Origin of the sequence: Actinomadura sp. 6K520 (genome assembly GCF_004349245.1) — a bacterium.
In the GTDB taxonomy this organism is placed as follows: Bacteria; Actinomycetota; Actinomycetes; order Streptosporangiales; family Streptosporangiaceae; genus Spirillospora.
The window spans coordinates 1-14,195 of the sequence record NZ_SMLC01000176.1; the positions used below are offsets into that span (position 1 = coordinate 1).

The following is a 14,195-nucleotide window of genomic DNA, read 5'->3' on the forward strand; positions in this document are numbered from 1 at the left end:
CACCCTCGCCGACACGAACGCCGTCGTCAGCGCGGTCGCCGAGCTCACCCGGATCTGACCCGCGGCCGATCCGTACCGGACCCGTCCCGCGCCCGGCCATGTGGGGGCGGGGGATGGCCGCGGACGCCTTCGGGATCAGCGCTCGTAGTGGGGGTCGGCCACGACCGGGTAGTAGGCGTCGGTGTGCTGGACCCGCATGGTGACGGCCGACCCCTCCAGGGTGTAGTCGGCCTTGACCTGGCGGAACATCGAGTCGCTCGCCCACGGGTTGTAGAGGCGGCCCACGGTCGCGCCGTACCGCAGGTGGACGACGTCGTACCCGCCGGACGGCATCGACTCCAGGGTCAGGCCGTCGGCCAGGGACACCATGAACCGGAACTCCGAGGGGGCGTCGGGTCCGTGGATCACCGTCAGCAGCCGCACGCCGCCGGCCGTCGTCTGGGCGACGATGTCGGTGTCGACGTCCACGCCCACGAACACCCGCAGGCTGGGGCGGAGGATCTGGGCGACGGTGTCCGCCGCCGCCACGTCGATGCCCAGGTGGATCCGCTGGCCGTCCCGCGTCGGCACCCACACGCCGTCACGGGCGCGCTGGCCCCAGGCGACTTCCGGGTTCTCCATCTCCTGAGGCTCGTTCTTGCCCCGGGCGACGAGGATTCTGGAGGCGGCGCTCATCGCCGCGGCAGCCCCGTCCCGTGCATGCCTCATGGCGGGCCCCCTCGCCTTTCTTTCATCACTTGCGTGACTTCGTGCTCATCTAGGGTTTATCACGGGCCAGACCGGCAGGTTGCGGTATGACCTGCCGGAGGTGGATTCGTGACGTTCGCCTCGTGCGTCGTTGGACCTTACACCACGCTTATACGTGCCGGTCGGGCCGGGGCGGCGTCGTCCGCGCGGCCGCTCCCGGACATCGATGACGGTGCGCATCCGGGCCGGTACGCAGAAAATACTTTGTGCGCCGGCGGGAGCGCGGCGCACCATTGATCACGTCGAACGGAAGCGAAAGCACGAAGGGGCGAGCCACCGGTTAGGCGGCCGGTCTCCAAAACCGGCGGAAAGTGGGTTCGACTCCTACCGCCCCTGCTGAGCACGGACGATGGGCCTGTGGTGTAACGGGAGCACACTTCCCTTGCAAGGAAGCGATCAGGGTTCGACTCCCTGCTGGTCCACGGTGTTTCACGGGGCGGGGCCGTCCGGCGGCCGGACGGCCCCGCCTTTCGCCCGGAGGGTTGGCCGAACGGTAAGGCAGCAGTTTCGAAAACTGACGTCGAGGTGACACTCGAAGGGGTTCGACTCCCTTACCCTCCGCGGAAACAACGCCGGATCGCGGTCAGGCCGGCGCCGGCTCGCCCACGGTGGCCGATTCGGCCAGGGTGGCGAGGACGTCGCCCAGGTGGTCCAGGGCGTCCGCGATCCAGGGCAGCGACGCCGGGTCCGCGGACGCGAGGGCCGCGAGGCGCTGCTCGTCGTCCTCCCCGTAGAGGAGGCTCGGCGCGACCCGCATCCGCAGCGACGCCGGCGCGTCCCCGAACGAGCTGCCGGGCAGCACGCCGACCCCGTGCCGTTCGAGCAGCAGGTGCGTCAGGTCCCCGGCCGTCCGGACGCCGTGCCGGGCGCGCAGCTCGTCCCGGAGCGGCCCGAAGTCGGGGTAGAGGTAGAAGGCGGCCTCCGGGCGGGTGACGCGGGCCCCCGCGGCGGCGAACCGGCCGGCGACCGCGCGGATGATCGCGGCGTGCAGCCGCCGGCTGCGGTCGACGTGCTCGACCAGCTCGGGCGGCTCGGCGAACGCGTACGCGGCGGCGTGCTGCATCGGGGCCGGGGCGCTGGACCAGATCTCGCTCGCCACCCCCAGCAGGCTGTCGCGCAGCGCCCGGCCGAACGGACCGTCCGGCAGCCGCGCGACGCCGAGCCGCCAGCCGCCCGCGGCCAGGCTCTTGCTGAGCGCGGTCGTCACGACGGTCCGCTCCGGCGCGTGCCGCGCGGGGCTCGGCACCGTCCGGTCCGGCGCGTGCACCAGATCGCGGTAGATCTCGTCGGAGATCACCACCAGGTCGTGCTGACGCGCGACCGAGCACAGCCGCCGCACGGTCTCCGCGGAGGCGATCGTCCCCGTCGGGTTGTCGGGCAGCGTCACCACCACGGCGCGCACGTCCCGGCCGCGTGCGCGGGCCCGCACCACGGCGTCGGCCAGCAGCGCGGGGCTCGGCACGCCGCCCTCACCGGGCGGGGTGGCGACGCGGATCGGCTCGGCGCCCACCAGCGACGTCTGCGCGGCGTAGGTCACCCAGCTCGGCGCCGGGACGACGACGTCCCCGCCGAGCGCGGTGAGCAGCGCGTAGAGCAGCGGCTTGCTGCCGGGGCCGGCGACGACCGTGGCCGGGTCGGTGGGCAGCCCGCGACGGGTCCAGTACCCCGCGGCGGCGGCGCGCAGCGCTGCGGACCCGGCGACCGGGCCGTAGCCGCCCCGGCCCGCGGCCGCGCCGAGCTCGCGGGCCAGGGCGGGATGTATCGGTATCCCGGCCTCCCCGAAGCCGAGCGGGAGGACGCGCCGGCCCTCCCTGCGCTTGCGGGCGATGGCCTCGTTCACCGCGAGCGTCGCCGACAGCGGGACGGGGCGCGGGCTGAACGGCAGCGGCCGGACGGGTGCGGACACTCTCTGGGCAGGCATCGAAACGCTCCAGGGCATGGCGTATGAAGGCATTCGGTAAAAGGCGGGCGACGTCGCGGTGGGTGACCGCGCAATCCCCCTGTGCGACCCGGCCGGGCTCGATTCATACTTGCCCGCATAAAGCATCATCACAAGCGACTCTCATCGATGGTGACCATAAGGTGGACTCATGCTCGAATTGCGCCGCCTCCGGCTGCTCGCCGAGTTCGCCCGCCGCGGCAGCATCGCCGCGACGGCCGCCGCCCTCGGCTACACCCCCTCGGCGGTCTCCCAGCAGCTGTCGGCGCTGGAGCGGGAGGCGCGCGTCCCGCTGCTGGACCGCACCGCCCGCAGCGCGGAGCTGACCGATGCCGGCCGCAGGCTGGCCGAGCGCGCCGAGGAGATCCTCGGGCTGGTGGAGACGGCCGAGGCGGAGTTGTCGGCGCACTCCGACACCCCCATGGGGCGCGTCGTCGTCACCGCGTTCCCCACCGCCGCCGTCGCCTTCGCGCCCGCGCTGGCGCAGAGCCTCGGCGAGCATCCCGGCCTGACGTTCGTCCTGCGCCAGACCCGCCCCGGCGACGGCATCCGGCAGGTCCAGAACGGCGAGGTCGACATCGCCCTCATCGACGACTGGACGGGCAAGGTCCCCGACCAGTCGCCCGCCGCCCTGGAGTTCTTCCACCTGCGCAGGGACCCGCTGGTGCTCGTCGTCCCTTCCACGCACCCCATGTCGGACCCCTCGCGGCCCGTGGACCTGCAGCGGCTCCGGGACGAGCCGTGGATGGCGGCGCCGGCCGGCGAACCGTCCCGGCAGGCGGCCGAGCGGCTCCTGGACACCGTCGGCGGGGCCAGGCCGGTCCCGTGGGAGTTCGAGGGCCTGCACACCATCCTGAGCCTGGTCGCGCGGGGGATCGGCATCACCGTGGTGCCGGCGCTGGCCCTCGCCGCCGGGGACCAGGGGGTGGCGGTGCGGCGCATCCCCGAGTGCACGCTGGCCCGCGAGGTCTACGCCGTCACCAGGGCCGCGAGCGTCCGCAGGCCGTCGGTGGCGGTCACGCTCCGGGCCATCTACGCCGCCGCCCGCGACGCCCAGCCGGCCCGTCCCGAGGGGTGAGCGGGGCCGCCCCCGCGGCCGGAGCCGGGGCCCGGCCGCGGCGTGTCCGTTTCGGGCGGTTTCCGGGCGTCACCTCGGGAAACGAAAGCCGGATCGAACCGGACGCGAACCGAACCAATCCAGCGGCGCAGCCGAACTAACCAGGAGAGGCGGAGCCGAACCGACCGGAGGATGGCCGCGCGGTCCGAATCATCCCAAAGCGGACGGACGGGTGCGGGCCATCACGTACCGTGGGACGCAATCGTGAGTAATTCCGAGTTCATGCACACCGATCGGGGAGCACAGCGCTCGATGGATCGACCTGCGATCACGCCTGCTCCGGCCCCCGGGGCGGCGGGAACCTCCACACTCCAGGCGGACGGGTACGGGGCAGGCCCCGCCACAGTGGCCGGCGAGACCTGCGCCGTTGACGGTTCCACCGTGGCGGACTCCGCCGCCGAACGCCCGGCGGGCCTGACCCGCGCGCCCGGGTCCGCGGACGGCCACGGCGGCGGGCACCTCGCCTTCGAACTGCCGCGGATTCCCGCGCTGCTCCTGCACGCGCTCCCGCGGTTCGTCGAGGGCGTCATCGCCCCCGTGGTGGTGTTCTACGTCGCGCTCGTGCTCCTCGGGCTGACCGGTGCGCTCATCGCCGCCGTCGCCTGGGTGTACGGCGGCATCGTCTACCGGTACGTGCGCGGCCACCCGGTGTCGGGGATGCTGCTGCTGGCGGCGATCGGCGTGACCGTCCGCGCGGGGCTGTCGGCCGCGACGGGCAGCGCGGTCGTGTACTTCCTGCAACCGACGCTGGGGACGCTCTGCGTGAGCATGGCCTTCCTCGCCTCGGTACCCCTCGGCAAGCCGCTGGCCATGAAGCTCGCCAAGGACATGGCGCCGATCCCGGACGCGTTCTACAAGCACGACAGGGTCCGCCGCTTCTTCCTGCGCATCTCGCTGCTGTGGTCGGCGGTGCTGATGGCAAACGTCGGCGTCAGCCTGTGGATGCTGTTCAGCCAGTCGATCAGCATGTACCTGTGGATCCGGACCGGCGTCGTCGCGGGGCTCGGCGCGGCCGGGATCGCCGCGTCGGTGTGGGGCTTCAAGCGTGTCGTACGCCACGTCAACAGCCAGCCCGCGGAGGACGCCGTCGCCGTCTGAGCGGTGACGAACCGGGTCTGAGCGGCGGATTTCCCGCCCGGCTTGCCGAACTTCCGGCCCAAACACGGCGTCTCCATTACTAGATAGCCCGACACAGGGTGAGATATTTGGTTTTGGGGGAGTCTGTGGTGACTGGAGGCCGTTTCAGGCTGGCGGCGACCGGCGGCGCGGCCGTGGTTGCGATGCTCACGGCCGGATCCCTGGCCGGCTGCTCGATCGGGGGCGCGGGCAAGCTCGCGTCGGGGGAGTCCGGCGAGCCCGTGACGATCACCCCGGCCAACGGGACCGCGCAGGTCAAGCCGGACGGGACGATCGAGGTGAAGGCCGCCGGCGGCAAACTGCAGAAGGTCACCGTCCAGGGGGCGGCGGGCCCGACGGTCACCGGCGCGTTCGGCGACGACCGCAAGGTCTGGCGTTCCGACCGGACCCTGGCGCCCGGCACCTCCTACACCGTCACGGCGCAGGCCCGGGACGGCGGCGAGACCCGTACCGTGACCAGCTCGTTCACCACGCTCAAGGCGGCGCGGACGCTCAAGATCGCCGACGTGACCCCCAACGTCGCGGGGGAGAAGGTCGGCGTCGGCATGCCGATCATCGTCACGTTCGACGGCCCGGTCGCCGACCGGGCGGCCGTGGAGCGGACGCTGCGCGTCACCCCCGGCAAGCCGGTCGAGGGCGCGTGGCGATGGGTCGGCCAGGACAAGGCGATCTACCGGACGAAGACGTACTGGGAGCCGCACCAGACGGTCCGCTTCCACGCGCGGCTCGCCGGCGTGAACGCGGGCGGCGGCGTCTACGGCGCCGAGGACGCGCAGGCGACCCTGACCATCGGCGCCGCGCAGATCACCAAGGGCGACATCCGCAAGCACCACATGACCGTGACGCGGGACGGGAAGAAGCTGCGGACCGTCCCGTTCAGCGCCGGGAACGGCCAGACCCGCGAGTACACCACCACGAGCGGCGTCCACCTCCTGATGGAGAAGGGCAACCCGGTGACGATGACGGCGCCCGGCCGCAAGCCCGGCGACTCCGGCTACTACAAGACGGTGGTCGACCACGCGGTCCGCTTCTCCAACAGCGGCGAGTTCACGCACTCGGCGCCCTGGTCGGTGGGCTCGCAGGGCTCGGCGAACGTCAGCCACGGCTGCCTCAACCTCAGCCCGGCCAACGCGCGCTGGTACTACGACATCATGCAGCGCGGCGACGTCATCGAGCTGACCGGCACCGACCGTCAGATCGAGTGGGACAACGGCTGGGGGTTCTGGCAGATGTCGTTCGACAAGTGGCGCGAGGGAAGCGCGCTGCGCTGATCCGGTGTGGACCCCTCCCCTCCGCCGCGCGTACAACGCTTTGATCTCGGCCGCCACCAAAACCCTCGGGTCCTGGCATGATCGTCGACTTTTGTCGCTAATGTCTCCATGGAGACGGCGGGGTTACTGGAGGTAGAGGTGCAGCGGAGGCTATCCGCAGGAGTTCGGGCGGGCACGGCGCTGGCGGCGGCCGTGCTGCTCCTCACGACGGCCTGTAGCGGGGGAGACAAGGGCAGCGGCGGCGTCACCGTCGGGGAGAAGGCCGACGCGCAGGCGCCCCAGGTGACGATCGACCCGGGTGACGGGAACGTCAAGGCGCGGCCGGAGAAGGGCGTCACGGTGACCGCCGCGGGCGGCACCCTCGACAAGGTCACCGTGACCCTCAAGGGCAGGCCGGTCGACGGCGACATGGCCGACGACAAGACCACCTGGAAGTCGCGCACGCTCCGCCCCGGGGCCAGGTACCAGGTGACCGCGGTCGCGACGAGCCCCGAGGGCAAGTCGACCACGGTCAACGCCAACTTCGCCACGCACAAGGCGCCCCAGGAACTCACGGTCCTCGACGTCACGCCGACCAAGAACGAGACGGTCGGCGTCGGCATGCCGATCATCGTCGTCTTCAACCGGGCGGTGGAGGACAAGGAGGCCGTGGAGAAGGTCCTGGACGTCAGGTCCACCAAGCCCGCCACGGGGGCGTGGCACTGGCAGAACGACACCACGGCGATCTTCCGCACCAAGAACGGCGAGTACTGGAAGCCCAACCAGAAGGTGATGCTCCGGGCCAGGCTGGCCGGGGTCAAGACGGGCAAGAAGACCTACGGGACGTCCGACTTCGGGCGCTCTTTCCGCATCGGCGACTCGCACATCACCACCATCAGCACCAAGAAGAAGAAGGCCGTCGCCAGGCTGAACGGCAAGAAGGTCCGGACCTGGCCCATCAGCGCGGGCAAGGGCGGGCGCGTCGTCAACGGCGTCGACACCTACCTCACCGCCAGCGGCATCCACCTGACCATGGGCAAGGAGAACCCGGCGGTCATGACGTCCGAGTGGATGGGCGTCGACCCGGAGGACAAGGAGAACGGCGGCTACAAGGAGGTCATCCCCTGGGCCGTGCGGATCTCCACCAGCGGTGAGTACGTCCACGAGATGGCGGCCACCGTGTGGGCGCAGGGCCGCCAGAACGTCAGTCACGGCTGCATCAACTCGCCGCCCAAGGATGCCCGCTGGTTCTACAAGTGGTCCTACCGCGGCGACCCCGTGGACATCACCGGCAGCAAGCGCAGCCTCGACCCGTTCAACGGCTGGAGCTACTACGAGATGTCCTGGAGCAGGTGGGTCAAGGGGAGCGCCCTCGACCGTACCGTGACCACGGGATGATGTTGACCGGGCCCACCGGCGGGAAGGGGGGATCACACCTCCGCCGTCGCTAGGGGGACCCGGTGGACGACCCGAAGGGCAGGCCGAAGCCCAGGAGACCGAGACTGCGGCGCCGCCTCCGGCGCGGAGCACACCGTGCGCTGCGCCGGGCGGCGCTGTCCGCGCTGCGCCCGCTGCGGCGGAGGCGCGTGCCGCCGCCGGGTGAGCGGCTGCGGGTCCGCGTCCTCCTGCAGAACGCGCACGGGACGGGCGGCACGATCCGCAGCGTCCTGAACCTGTGCGGGTACCTGACCCGCGACCACGACGTGGAGATCGTCAGCGTCGTCAGGCGGAGCAGGAAGCCGTTCTTCGCGATCCCCCCGGACGCCACGCTCACCTACGCCGACGACCGCTTCGCCCCCAAGGGGCGGACGGCCCGCCTCCTGGAGCGGTTCCCGAGCCTGCTGGTCCCGGCCGAGGAGGCATCCTTCCGGCACATGAGCCTGTGGTCGGACGTGTGCCTGCTCAGGGCCGTCCACCGGTCGCCCGCCGACGTCCTCATCGCGACCCGGCCGTCCCTGGTGCTGGTGGCGGCCGAGCTCGCGCCGGACGGCGCGGCGACGATCGGGCAGGACCACATGAGCCTGGAGTCCTACCAGCCCTCCCTCCGGCGGCAGGTCGTCCGCGCCTACCCCCGGCTCACCGTGCTGAGCGTCCTCACCGAGCCCGCCCGCGCGGGGTACGAGGCGGCCCTCGCCGGATCCGGCGTCCGCATCGTCAAGATCCCCAACGCCGCACCGGCGCTGCCGGATGGGACGTCCACCCGCGAGCACAAGGTCGTGCTGGCGGCCGGGCGCCTGGTCCTCAACAAGGGCTTCGACCTGCTCATCCGCGCCTACGCGCCGATCGCCGCCGAGCATCCCGACTGGCGGCTGCGCATCTTCGGCTCGGGGGCGCGCCGCGACCGGCTCCGCGCGCTGATCGCCGAGCTCGGCCTCACCGGGCGGGTCGAGCTGTGCGGCCTCACCCGGGACCTGCACGGCGAGATGGCGCGCGCGTCGATCTACGCGCTGTCGTCACGCCGCGAGGGCATGCCGATGGTCATCATCGAGGCCATGGGCATGGGCCTGCCGGTCGTGTCGTTCGACTGCCCCTTCGGCCCTCCCGAGCTGATCGACCACGGCCGCGACGGCCTGCTCGTCCGCACCGGCGACGTGGCCGCGCTCACCGCCGCGCTCCGCGAGCTGATCGAGGACCCCGCCCTCCGCGACCGCCTCGGCGAGGAGGCCGTGCGCTCGGCGCGGGCCTACGATCTGGAGCACATCGGCACGCGGTGGTCCCGCCTCATCACCGGGCTGCGCCCGGCCCCGCCGCGCGGTTCCGGCCCGCGCGCCGGGGAGGTCGCGGAGGACCGGGGGCTGGGCGTCCCGGGCGGCGACCGCTGACCGGTGGCCCGCCGGCCCGTCACAGGAGCCCGCGGACGAACGCCGCCTGCCCGGCGTGCTGCAGGTCGTCGGAGATCACGCTGATCAGCCGGACGCCCAGCGTGACGGGCGGGTCCCACGCGCGGTCCACGATCCGCGCGAGGTCGCCGTCGGTCAGCGAGCCGACGTACTCGGCGGTCCGGTCGTGGACGGCGTCGTGGTAGCCGGTCAGCAGGTCCGCCGACCCGACCCGGACGGCCGTGACCTCTTCGGAGGTGTGCCCGTATCCCGTGTCGGACGGGTCGAAGGGAAGGCCGAACCGGGCGGCCCAGCCGTCGCGCGTCCACACCTGCGGGGTGCCGGCGGCGTCGGCGACGTGGTCGTCCTGGATGCGGGTGAGGTGCCAGACGAGCCAGCCGATCGAGTTGGCATGGTCGCCGACGCGGTGGGCGAGCTGGGCCGCGGTGAGCCCGCCGGCCGCCTCATGGACCGTCTCCCGGACCCGGCCGAACGCGTCGGTGAGCAGTTGCGCGCTGGTCATTGGCGGTCGCTACCCCGAACGGGCCGGGTCATCCGCACGATCTTCCGCCGACCCGCCGGGTTCCGGCATTCCGCCGCGTGTGGCGACCATCACCGGGCCGCACCCCGGCATGCGGAAGCCCGCCCCCGGGAGGAGGGGGCGGGCTTCCGCGGGGAGACGGCGCCTAGGAGCGGACGCCGTAGAGGTGTTCGAGGGCGAGCTGGTCGAGGTGCTCGAAGGCGGTGCGGCGGCTGCCGAGGGCCTCGGCGTCGACGGTGAAGTTCCGGACGGACCGCCAGTCCTCACCGTCGGCGAGGGTCGGCTGCGCCAGCTCGTCCACCTTGGCCTCGCGCAGCGCGGCCTGGACATCGGGGTCGGCGCGGAACGCGCGCACCTTCTCGCGCAGGATCAGCCAGTTGCGCATGCACGCCGCCGTCGAGTCCCACACGCCCTGGTCGTCCTCGGTGCGGGGCGGCTTGAAGTCGAAGTGGACGGGCCCGTCGTAGTCGCTCTGGTCGATCAGGTCGACGACCCAGAACGCGCCGCGGGTGTTGCCCGCGCCGAACCGCAGGTCCTGGTCGTAGCGGGGACCGTGCTGCCCGTTCAGGTCGATGTGGAACAGCTTGCCCTGCCACAGCGCCTGCGCCAGGCCGTGCGCGTAGTTGAGCCCCGCCATCTCCTCGTGGCCGACCTCCGGGTTCAGGCCGACGCGCTCCGGCCGCTCCAGGGTCTCGATGAAGGCCAGCGCGTGGCCGACGGTGGGCAGCAGGATGTCGCCGCGCGGCTCGTTGGGCTTCGGCTCGATCGCGAACCGCAGGTCGTACCCCTGGTCGGCGACGTAGGCGCCGAGGATGTCGAACGCCTCCTTGTAGCGGTCCAGCGCGGTCCGGACGTCCTTGGCCGCACCGCTCTCCGCGCCCTCGCGCCCGCCCCAGCAGACGTAGGTCCGCGCGCCGAGCTCGGCGGCCAGGTCCAGGTTGTCCATGACCTTGCGCAGCGCGAACCGCCGGACGTCGCGGTCGTTGGCGGTGAACGCGCCGTCCTTGAAGACGGGGTGGCCGAACAGGTTCGTGGTGGCCGTGGTCACCACCAGGCCGGTCTCCTCCAGGGCCTTGCGGAACGCGTCGATCCGCCCCTGCCGCTCGGCGGGCGTGGCGTCGAAGTCGAACACGTCGTTGTCGTGGAAGTTCACGCCGTAGGCGCCGATCTCGGCCAGCTTGCGGACGGCGCGGTCGGCCGGCATCGGCGGGCGGGTGCCGGGACCGAACACGTCGACGCCCTGCCAGCCGACGGTCCAGATGCCGAACGAGAACCTGTCCTCGGGCGTGGGCGTGTAGTCGCTCATGGGAGACCTCCTCAGATCTGCGGGGCGGAATCGCGCAGCGCCGCGTAGCGTTCGCGGATCTCCTGCCCGGTGTGCTCACTGGTGTGCTCGGTCGCCGGCGGCGCCGGCCAGGCGGGCGGCTCCGGCGTCCCGGCGAGGGCCCAGGCGGCCTGGCGGGCGGCCCCGAGCGCGACGTACTCGGCGGGCTCGGGGACGACCACCGGTGTCCCGAGGATCGCCGGAGCGAGGGTCCGGACGGCCCGCGAGCGGGCGCCCCCGCCGATCAGCAGGGTGCGGCGGGGCCGGACGCCCTGCGCGGCGAGATGGTCCACGGCGTCGGCGAGGGAGCACAGCAGCGCCTCCACCGCGGCCCGCGCCACGTTCTCCCGCGTCGCGTTCGCGGTGGTGAGGCCCGCGAGCACGCCGGTCGCGTCCGGCCGGTCCGGGGTCCGCTCGCCGTCGAGGTAGGGCAGCAGCGTCACGCCGCCGGCGCCCGGCCCGGCGGCGAGGGCGAGCGCGGACAGCTCGTCCAGCGCGGCCCCGGTGATGGACGCGGCGGCCGACAGGATCCGCGCGGCGTTCAGCGTGCAGACGAGGGGCAGGAACCGGCCGGTGGCGTCGGCGAACCCCGCGACCAGCCCGGACGGGTCGGCGGACGGCTCGTCCGCGACCGCGAAGGCCGTGCCGGACGTGCCGATCGACACCACGACGTCGCCGGGCCGCAGCCCGAGGCCGAGCGCCGCGCCCATGTTGTCGCCGGTGCCCGCGCCGAGCGCCGCGCCCCACGCCGTCTCGCCGACGCGCTCGCCCGGCGCGGCGACCCGCGGCGGCTCGGCGTCCCGGCCGAGCGCGGCCCGCAGCAGGTCGGGCAGGTAGGCGCCGGACGCGGGGGACCAGTAGCCGGTTCCGGACGCGTCACCGCGGTCGGTGACCGGCTCGCCGGCGCCGAGCCGCAGCGTCAGCCAGTCGTGCGGGAGCATCACCCGTTCGGTGCGCCGCGCGTTGCCGGGCTCGTGCTCGGCCATCCAGCGCAGCTTGGTCACGGTGAACGAGGCGAGCGGCACGCTGCCCGTCCGCTCGGCCCACGCCTTGGCGCCGCCCTGCTCCGCGACGAGGGCGCGGGCCTGCGGCGCCGAGCGGGTGTCGTTCCACAGCAGGGCGGGGCGGACGACCTCGCCCGCCCCGTCGAGGGCGACCATGCCGTGCTGCTGCGCGGCGACCGCGACCGCGTCGGCCCGTTCGAGGAGCTCGCGCGCCCGCGACAGCGCGTTCCACCAGTGGTCGGGATGGCATTCGGTGCCGTCGGGGTGCGGGGCCGTCGCCTCGGCGACGACCGTGCCGTCCCCGGCGCGGCACAGGACGACCTTCGTCGACTGGGTCGAGGAGTCGACGCCCGCGACCAGGTTCCCGGTCATCCGCCCCACCTTTCGTAAAGAGCGTGGACTAAATAACGTAGCAGAGGGGAACAGTCCTGCCTATACACCCGCTTCAATTAGGGTTCATTCATGACGAAGTCCGCGAACGCCCCCGTCCGGCACGCGACGATGCGCGAGCGGAACCTCGCCGTCGTCCTGGAGCACATCGCCCGCCACCAGCCGGTGACCCGGGCGCGGCTCGCCGAGCTGACGGGCTTCACCAAGACGACCGTCTCCAACCTCGTCGCCCTGCTGGAGGGCGCGGGGCTGGTGCGGGGCGGCGCGCCCGTCCACGAGGGCGAGCGCGGGCGGCCGGGCGTGGGCGTGTCCGTCCGCGGCGACGGCGCCGCCGGGCTCGGCCTGGAGGTCAACGTCGACTATCTCGCCGCCTGCGTGCTCGACCTCGGCAAGCGGGTCCGCTACCGGCACGTGATCAGCTCCGACCACCGCGGGCGCGCGCCCGGCGCCGTCCTCGCCGCGCTCTCCGCGCTCGCGGCCGAGGCCGTCGCCGCCGTCGCGGCGCAGGGCCTGTCCGTCGCCGGCGCGGCGGTCGCCCTCCCGGGGCTGCTCGACCGCGAGGACGGCGTCGTGCGGCACGCACCGAACCTCGGCTGGACCGACGTCCCCGTCACCGGCGCGCCCGGCCTCGACCTGGCGCTGCCCACCGAGTACGACAACGAGGCCAACCTCGCCGCCCTCGGCGAGCTGTGGTTCGGCGGCGGCGCCGGCCTCGGCGACTTCGTGCACGTCTCGGGCGAGATCGGGATCGGCGCGGGCATCGTCGTGGACGGCCGGGTGTTCCGCGGCGCCCACGGCTTCGCCGGGGAGCTGGGGCACCTGGTGGCCGAGCCGTCCGGCCCGCCCTGCTCCTGCGGCGGCCGGGGCTGCCTGGAGCAGATCGCCGGTCAGGAGGCGATCCTGCGCGCGGCGGGGCTGCCGGTGACCGGGCCGGACACCGCCCCGGACGACCCGGTGCGGGCGCTCGTCGGCCGCCTGGACGCCGGCGACCCGGCCGCCCGGGACGCGGTGGACCGGGCCGGCCGGGCGCTCGGCGGGGCGCTCGCCTCCGTCGTGAACCTGATCGACCCGGACACCGTCGTGCTCGGCGGGGTGTTCTCCCCGCTGGCCGGCTGGATCCGCCCGCCGATCGAGGCCGTCCTCGCCGGCGGCTCCGGCTCCCTGCGCCGCGGCGCGCCGCCGGTCGAGGTCTCCGGCCTCGCGGAGGGCGCCGCCGTCCTCGGTGCCGCCGGCCTCGTCATCGAACGCGTCATCGCCGGACCCGCCCTGCTGCTCCAGCGGGAACCGCCGGCCGGGGCGCGCTAGAGGGGGCGGTACTCGAACCAGGCGAAGTCGGCGTGGTTGGTGCTCGCCCGGCCGTTCGCGGTGGCGTACGGGCCGACGTAGACACCGGTGAAACCGCCCGCGACCTGGCTGCTCAGGATGTCGCCGTCCACGGGGTCGCCGAGCGGCGTCCAGCCGTCCGGCCCCGCCGCGCCGCCGGCCGCGTAGGACGCCCGGTACCAGCGGCCGCGGGCCTCGAACCCGAGCCGGACCGGCCCGGCGGCGGCCGGCGCGGCCGCCAGCACCGTCTCGATCCCCTGCTCCCGCTTGACGAGGCGGATGCCGTCGCCCGTCGAGACGAGCACGACGTGGAAGTCGTTGTTCTGGACGAGGGCGAGGCCCGCCCACTCCTCGTCGGCGGGGGCGAAGTCGAGCGAGGTGAAGGCGGCGAAGTCGTGGTGCTGCTGGCGCCGCCCGACGAACGAGGGGCTGGCGACGTCGGCGAGGCTCTCCGGACGGACGCGCAGCCGCAGGTGCCCGGGACGCTCGTCCAGGCTCCACCAGCGTTCCCGCGGGGCGCGCAGCACGTTCCAGACCGGTGCCAGCTCCGGCCCGTCGAACTGGTCGCACAGCGGCACCACGGGCCACGGGTGCGGCGGGAGGG

At 73.5% G+C, this 14,195-nt stretch carries 11 protein-coding genes, 3 tRNA genes and 1 pseudogene; 9 read left to right on the forward strand and 6 right to left on the reverse strand.

Annotated features, from left to right (window positions below):
- Positions 1–135 precede the first annotated feature (135 nt).
- The gene (locus E1289_RS30900) at positions 136–708 is read right to left on the reverse strand and encodes a hypothetical protein (protein ID WP_131986521.1); all 573 of its coding nucleotides are present in this window, start codon (positions 706–708) and stop codon (positions 136–138) included.
- Positions 709–1,011: 303 nt separating this feature from the next.
- Between E1289_RS30900 and E1289_RS38510 the strand changes: the two genes are divergently transcribed.
- From E1289_RS38510 to E1289_RS30910, 3 genes are all read left to right on the forward strand, one after another.
- Positions 1,012–1,083 (forward strand) — tRNA-Trp (locus E1289_RS38510).
- A gap of 15 nt (positions 1,084–1,098) precedes the next feature.
- Positions 1,099–1,169: transfer RNA gene (locus E1289_RS30905), tRNA-Ala, on the forward strand.
- Between the two features lie 54 nt (positions 1,170–1,223).
- A tRNA-Ser gene (locus tag E1289_RS30910) sits at positions 1,224–1,308 on the forward strand.
- A 22-nt stretch (positions 1,309–1,330) separates the two neighbouring features.
- Here the strand turns inward: E1289_RS30910 and E1289_RS30915 are convergent.
- Complete coding sequence (locus E1289_RS30915; protein ID WP_131986523.1) at positions 1,331–2,668, reverse strand: pyridoxal phosphate-dependent aminotransferase; 1,338 nt, start codon at positions 2,666–2,668, stop codon at positions 1,331–1,333.
- Between the two features lie 169 nt (positions 2,669–2,837).
- Here E1289_RS30915 and E1289_RS30920 point away from each other — a divergent pair, with 169 nt between their 5' ends.
- The 5 genes from E1289_RS30920 (at position 2,838) to E1289_RS30940 (ending at position 9,012) form a co-directional block, all read left to right on the forward strand.
- Positions 2,838–3,764 carry a LysR family transcriptional regulator gene (locus tag E1289_RS30920; RefSeq protein WP_131986525.1) on the forward strand — a complete coding sequence of 309 codons (927 nt, stop codon included), beginning with the start codon at positions 2,838–2,840 and terminating at the stop codon, positions 3,762–3,764.
- Between the two features lie 420 nt (positions 3,765–4,184).
- Positions 4,185–4,901 carry a VC0807 family protein gene (locus E1289_RS30925; RefSeq protein WP_243713258.1) on the forward strand — a complete coding sequence of 239 codons (717 nt, stop codon included), beginning with the start codon at positions 4,185–4,187 and terminating at the stop codon, positions 4,899–4,901.
- 128 nt (positions 4,902–5,029) lie between these two features.
- Positions 5,030–6,211 carry an Ig-like domain-containing protein gene (locus tag E1289_RS30930; RefSeq protein WP_243713259.1) on the forward strand — a complete coding sequence of 394 codons (1,182 nt, stop codon included), beginning with the start codon at positions 5,030–5,032 and terminating at the stop codon, positions 6,209–6,211.
- A gap of 138 nt (positions 6,212–6,349) precedes the next feature.
- On the forward strand, positions 6,350–7,588 hold the full coding sequence (locus tag E1289_RS30935; RefSeq protein ID WP_243713260.1) for an Ig-like domain-containing protein: 1,239 nt from the start codon (positions 6,350–6,352) through the stop codon (positions 7,586–7,588).
- Positions 7,589–7,650: 62 nt separating this feature from the next.
- The gene (locus E1289_RS30940; protein WP_131986531.1) at positions 7,651–9,012 is read left to right on the forward strand and encodes a glycosyltransferase family 4 protein; all 1,362 of its coding nucleotides are present in this window, start codon (positions 7,651–7,653) and stop codon (positions 9,010–9,012) included.
- A 19-nt stretch (positions 9,013–9,031) separates the two neighbouring features.
- Here the strand turns inward: E1289_RS30940 and E1289_RS30945 are convergent, their stop codons facing one another.
- From E1289_RS30945 to xylB, 3 genes are all read right to left on the reverse strand, one after another.
- Positions 9,032–9,532: a DUF664 domain-containing protein gene (locus tag E1289_RS30945; RefSeq protein WP_207929262.1), complete on the reverse strand. Its 501-nt coding sequence runs from the start codon at positions 9,530–9,532 to the stop codon at positions 9,032–9,034.
- Positions 9,533–9,695: 163 nt separating this feature from the next.
- Entirely contained in the window at positions 9,696–10,856 is a 1,161-nt protein-coding gene (xylA, locus tag E1289_RS30950; protein WP_131986533.1) for a xylose isomerase, read from the reverse strand.
- A gap of 11 nt (positions 10,857–10,867) precedes the next feature.
- Positions 10,868–12,250, reverse strand: coding sequence for a xylulokinase (gene xylB / locus E1289_RS30955; RefSeq protein ID WP_131986535.1), 1,383 nt, complete (start codon positions 12,248–12,250; stop codon positions 10,868–10,870).
- A gap of 90 nt (positions 12,251–12,340) precedes the next feature.
- On the opposite strand from xylB, the gene E1289_RS30960 reads away from it, so the two are divergent.
- Entirely contained in the window at positions 12,341–13,573 is a 1,233-nt protein-coding gene (locus E1289_RS30960) for an ROK family transcriptional regulator (RefSeq protein WP_131986537.1), read from the forward strand.
- Here the strand turns inward: E1289_RS30960 and E1289_RS38515 are convergent.
- Positions 13,570–14,195: pseudogene (locus E1289_RS38515) on the reverse strand (glycoside hydrolase family 43 protein); the annotation flags it as partial. The gene E1289_RS30960 and the pseudogene E1289_RS38515 sit on opposite strands and share 4 nt — an antisense overlap.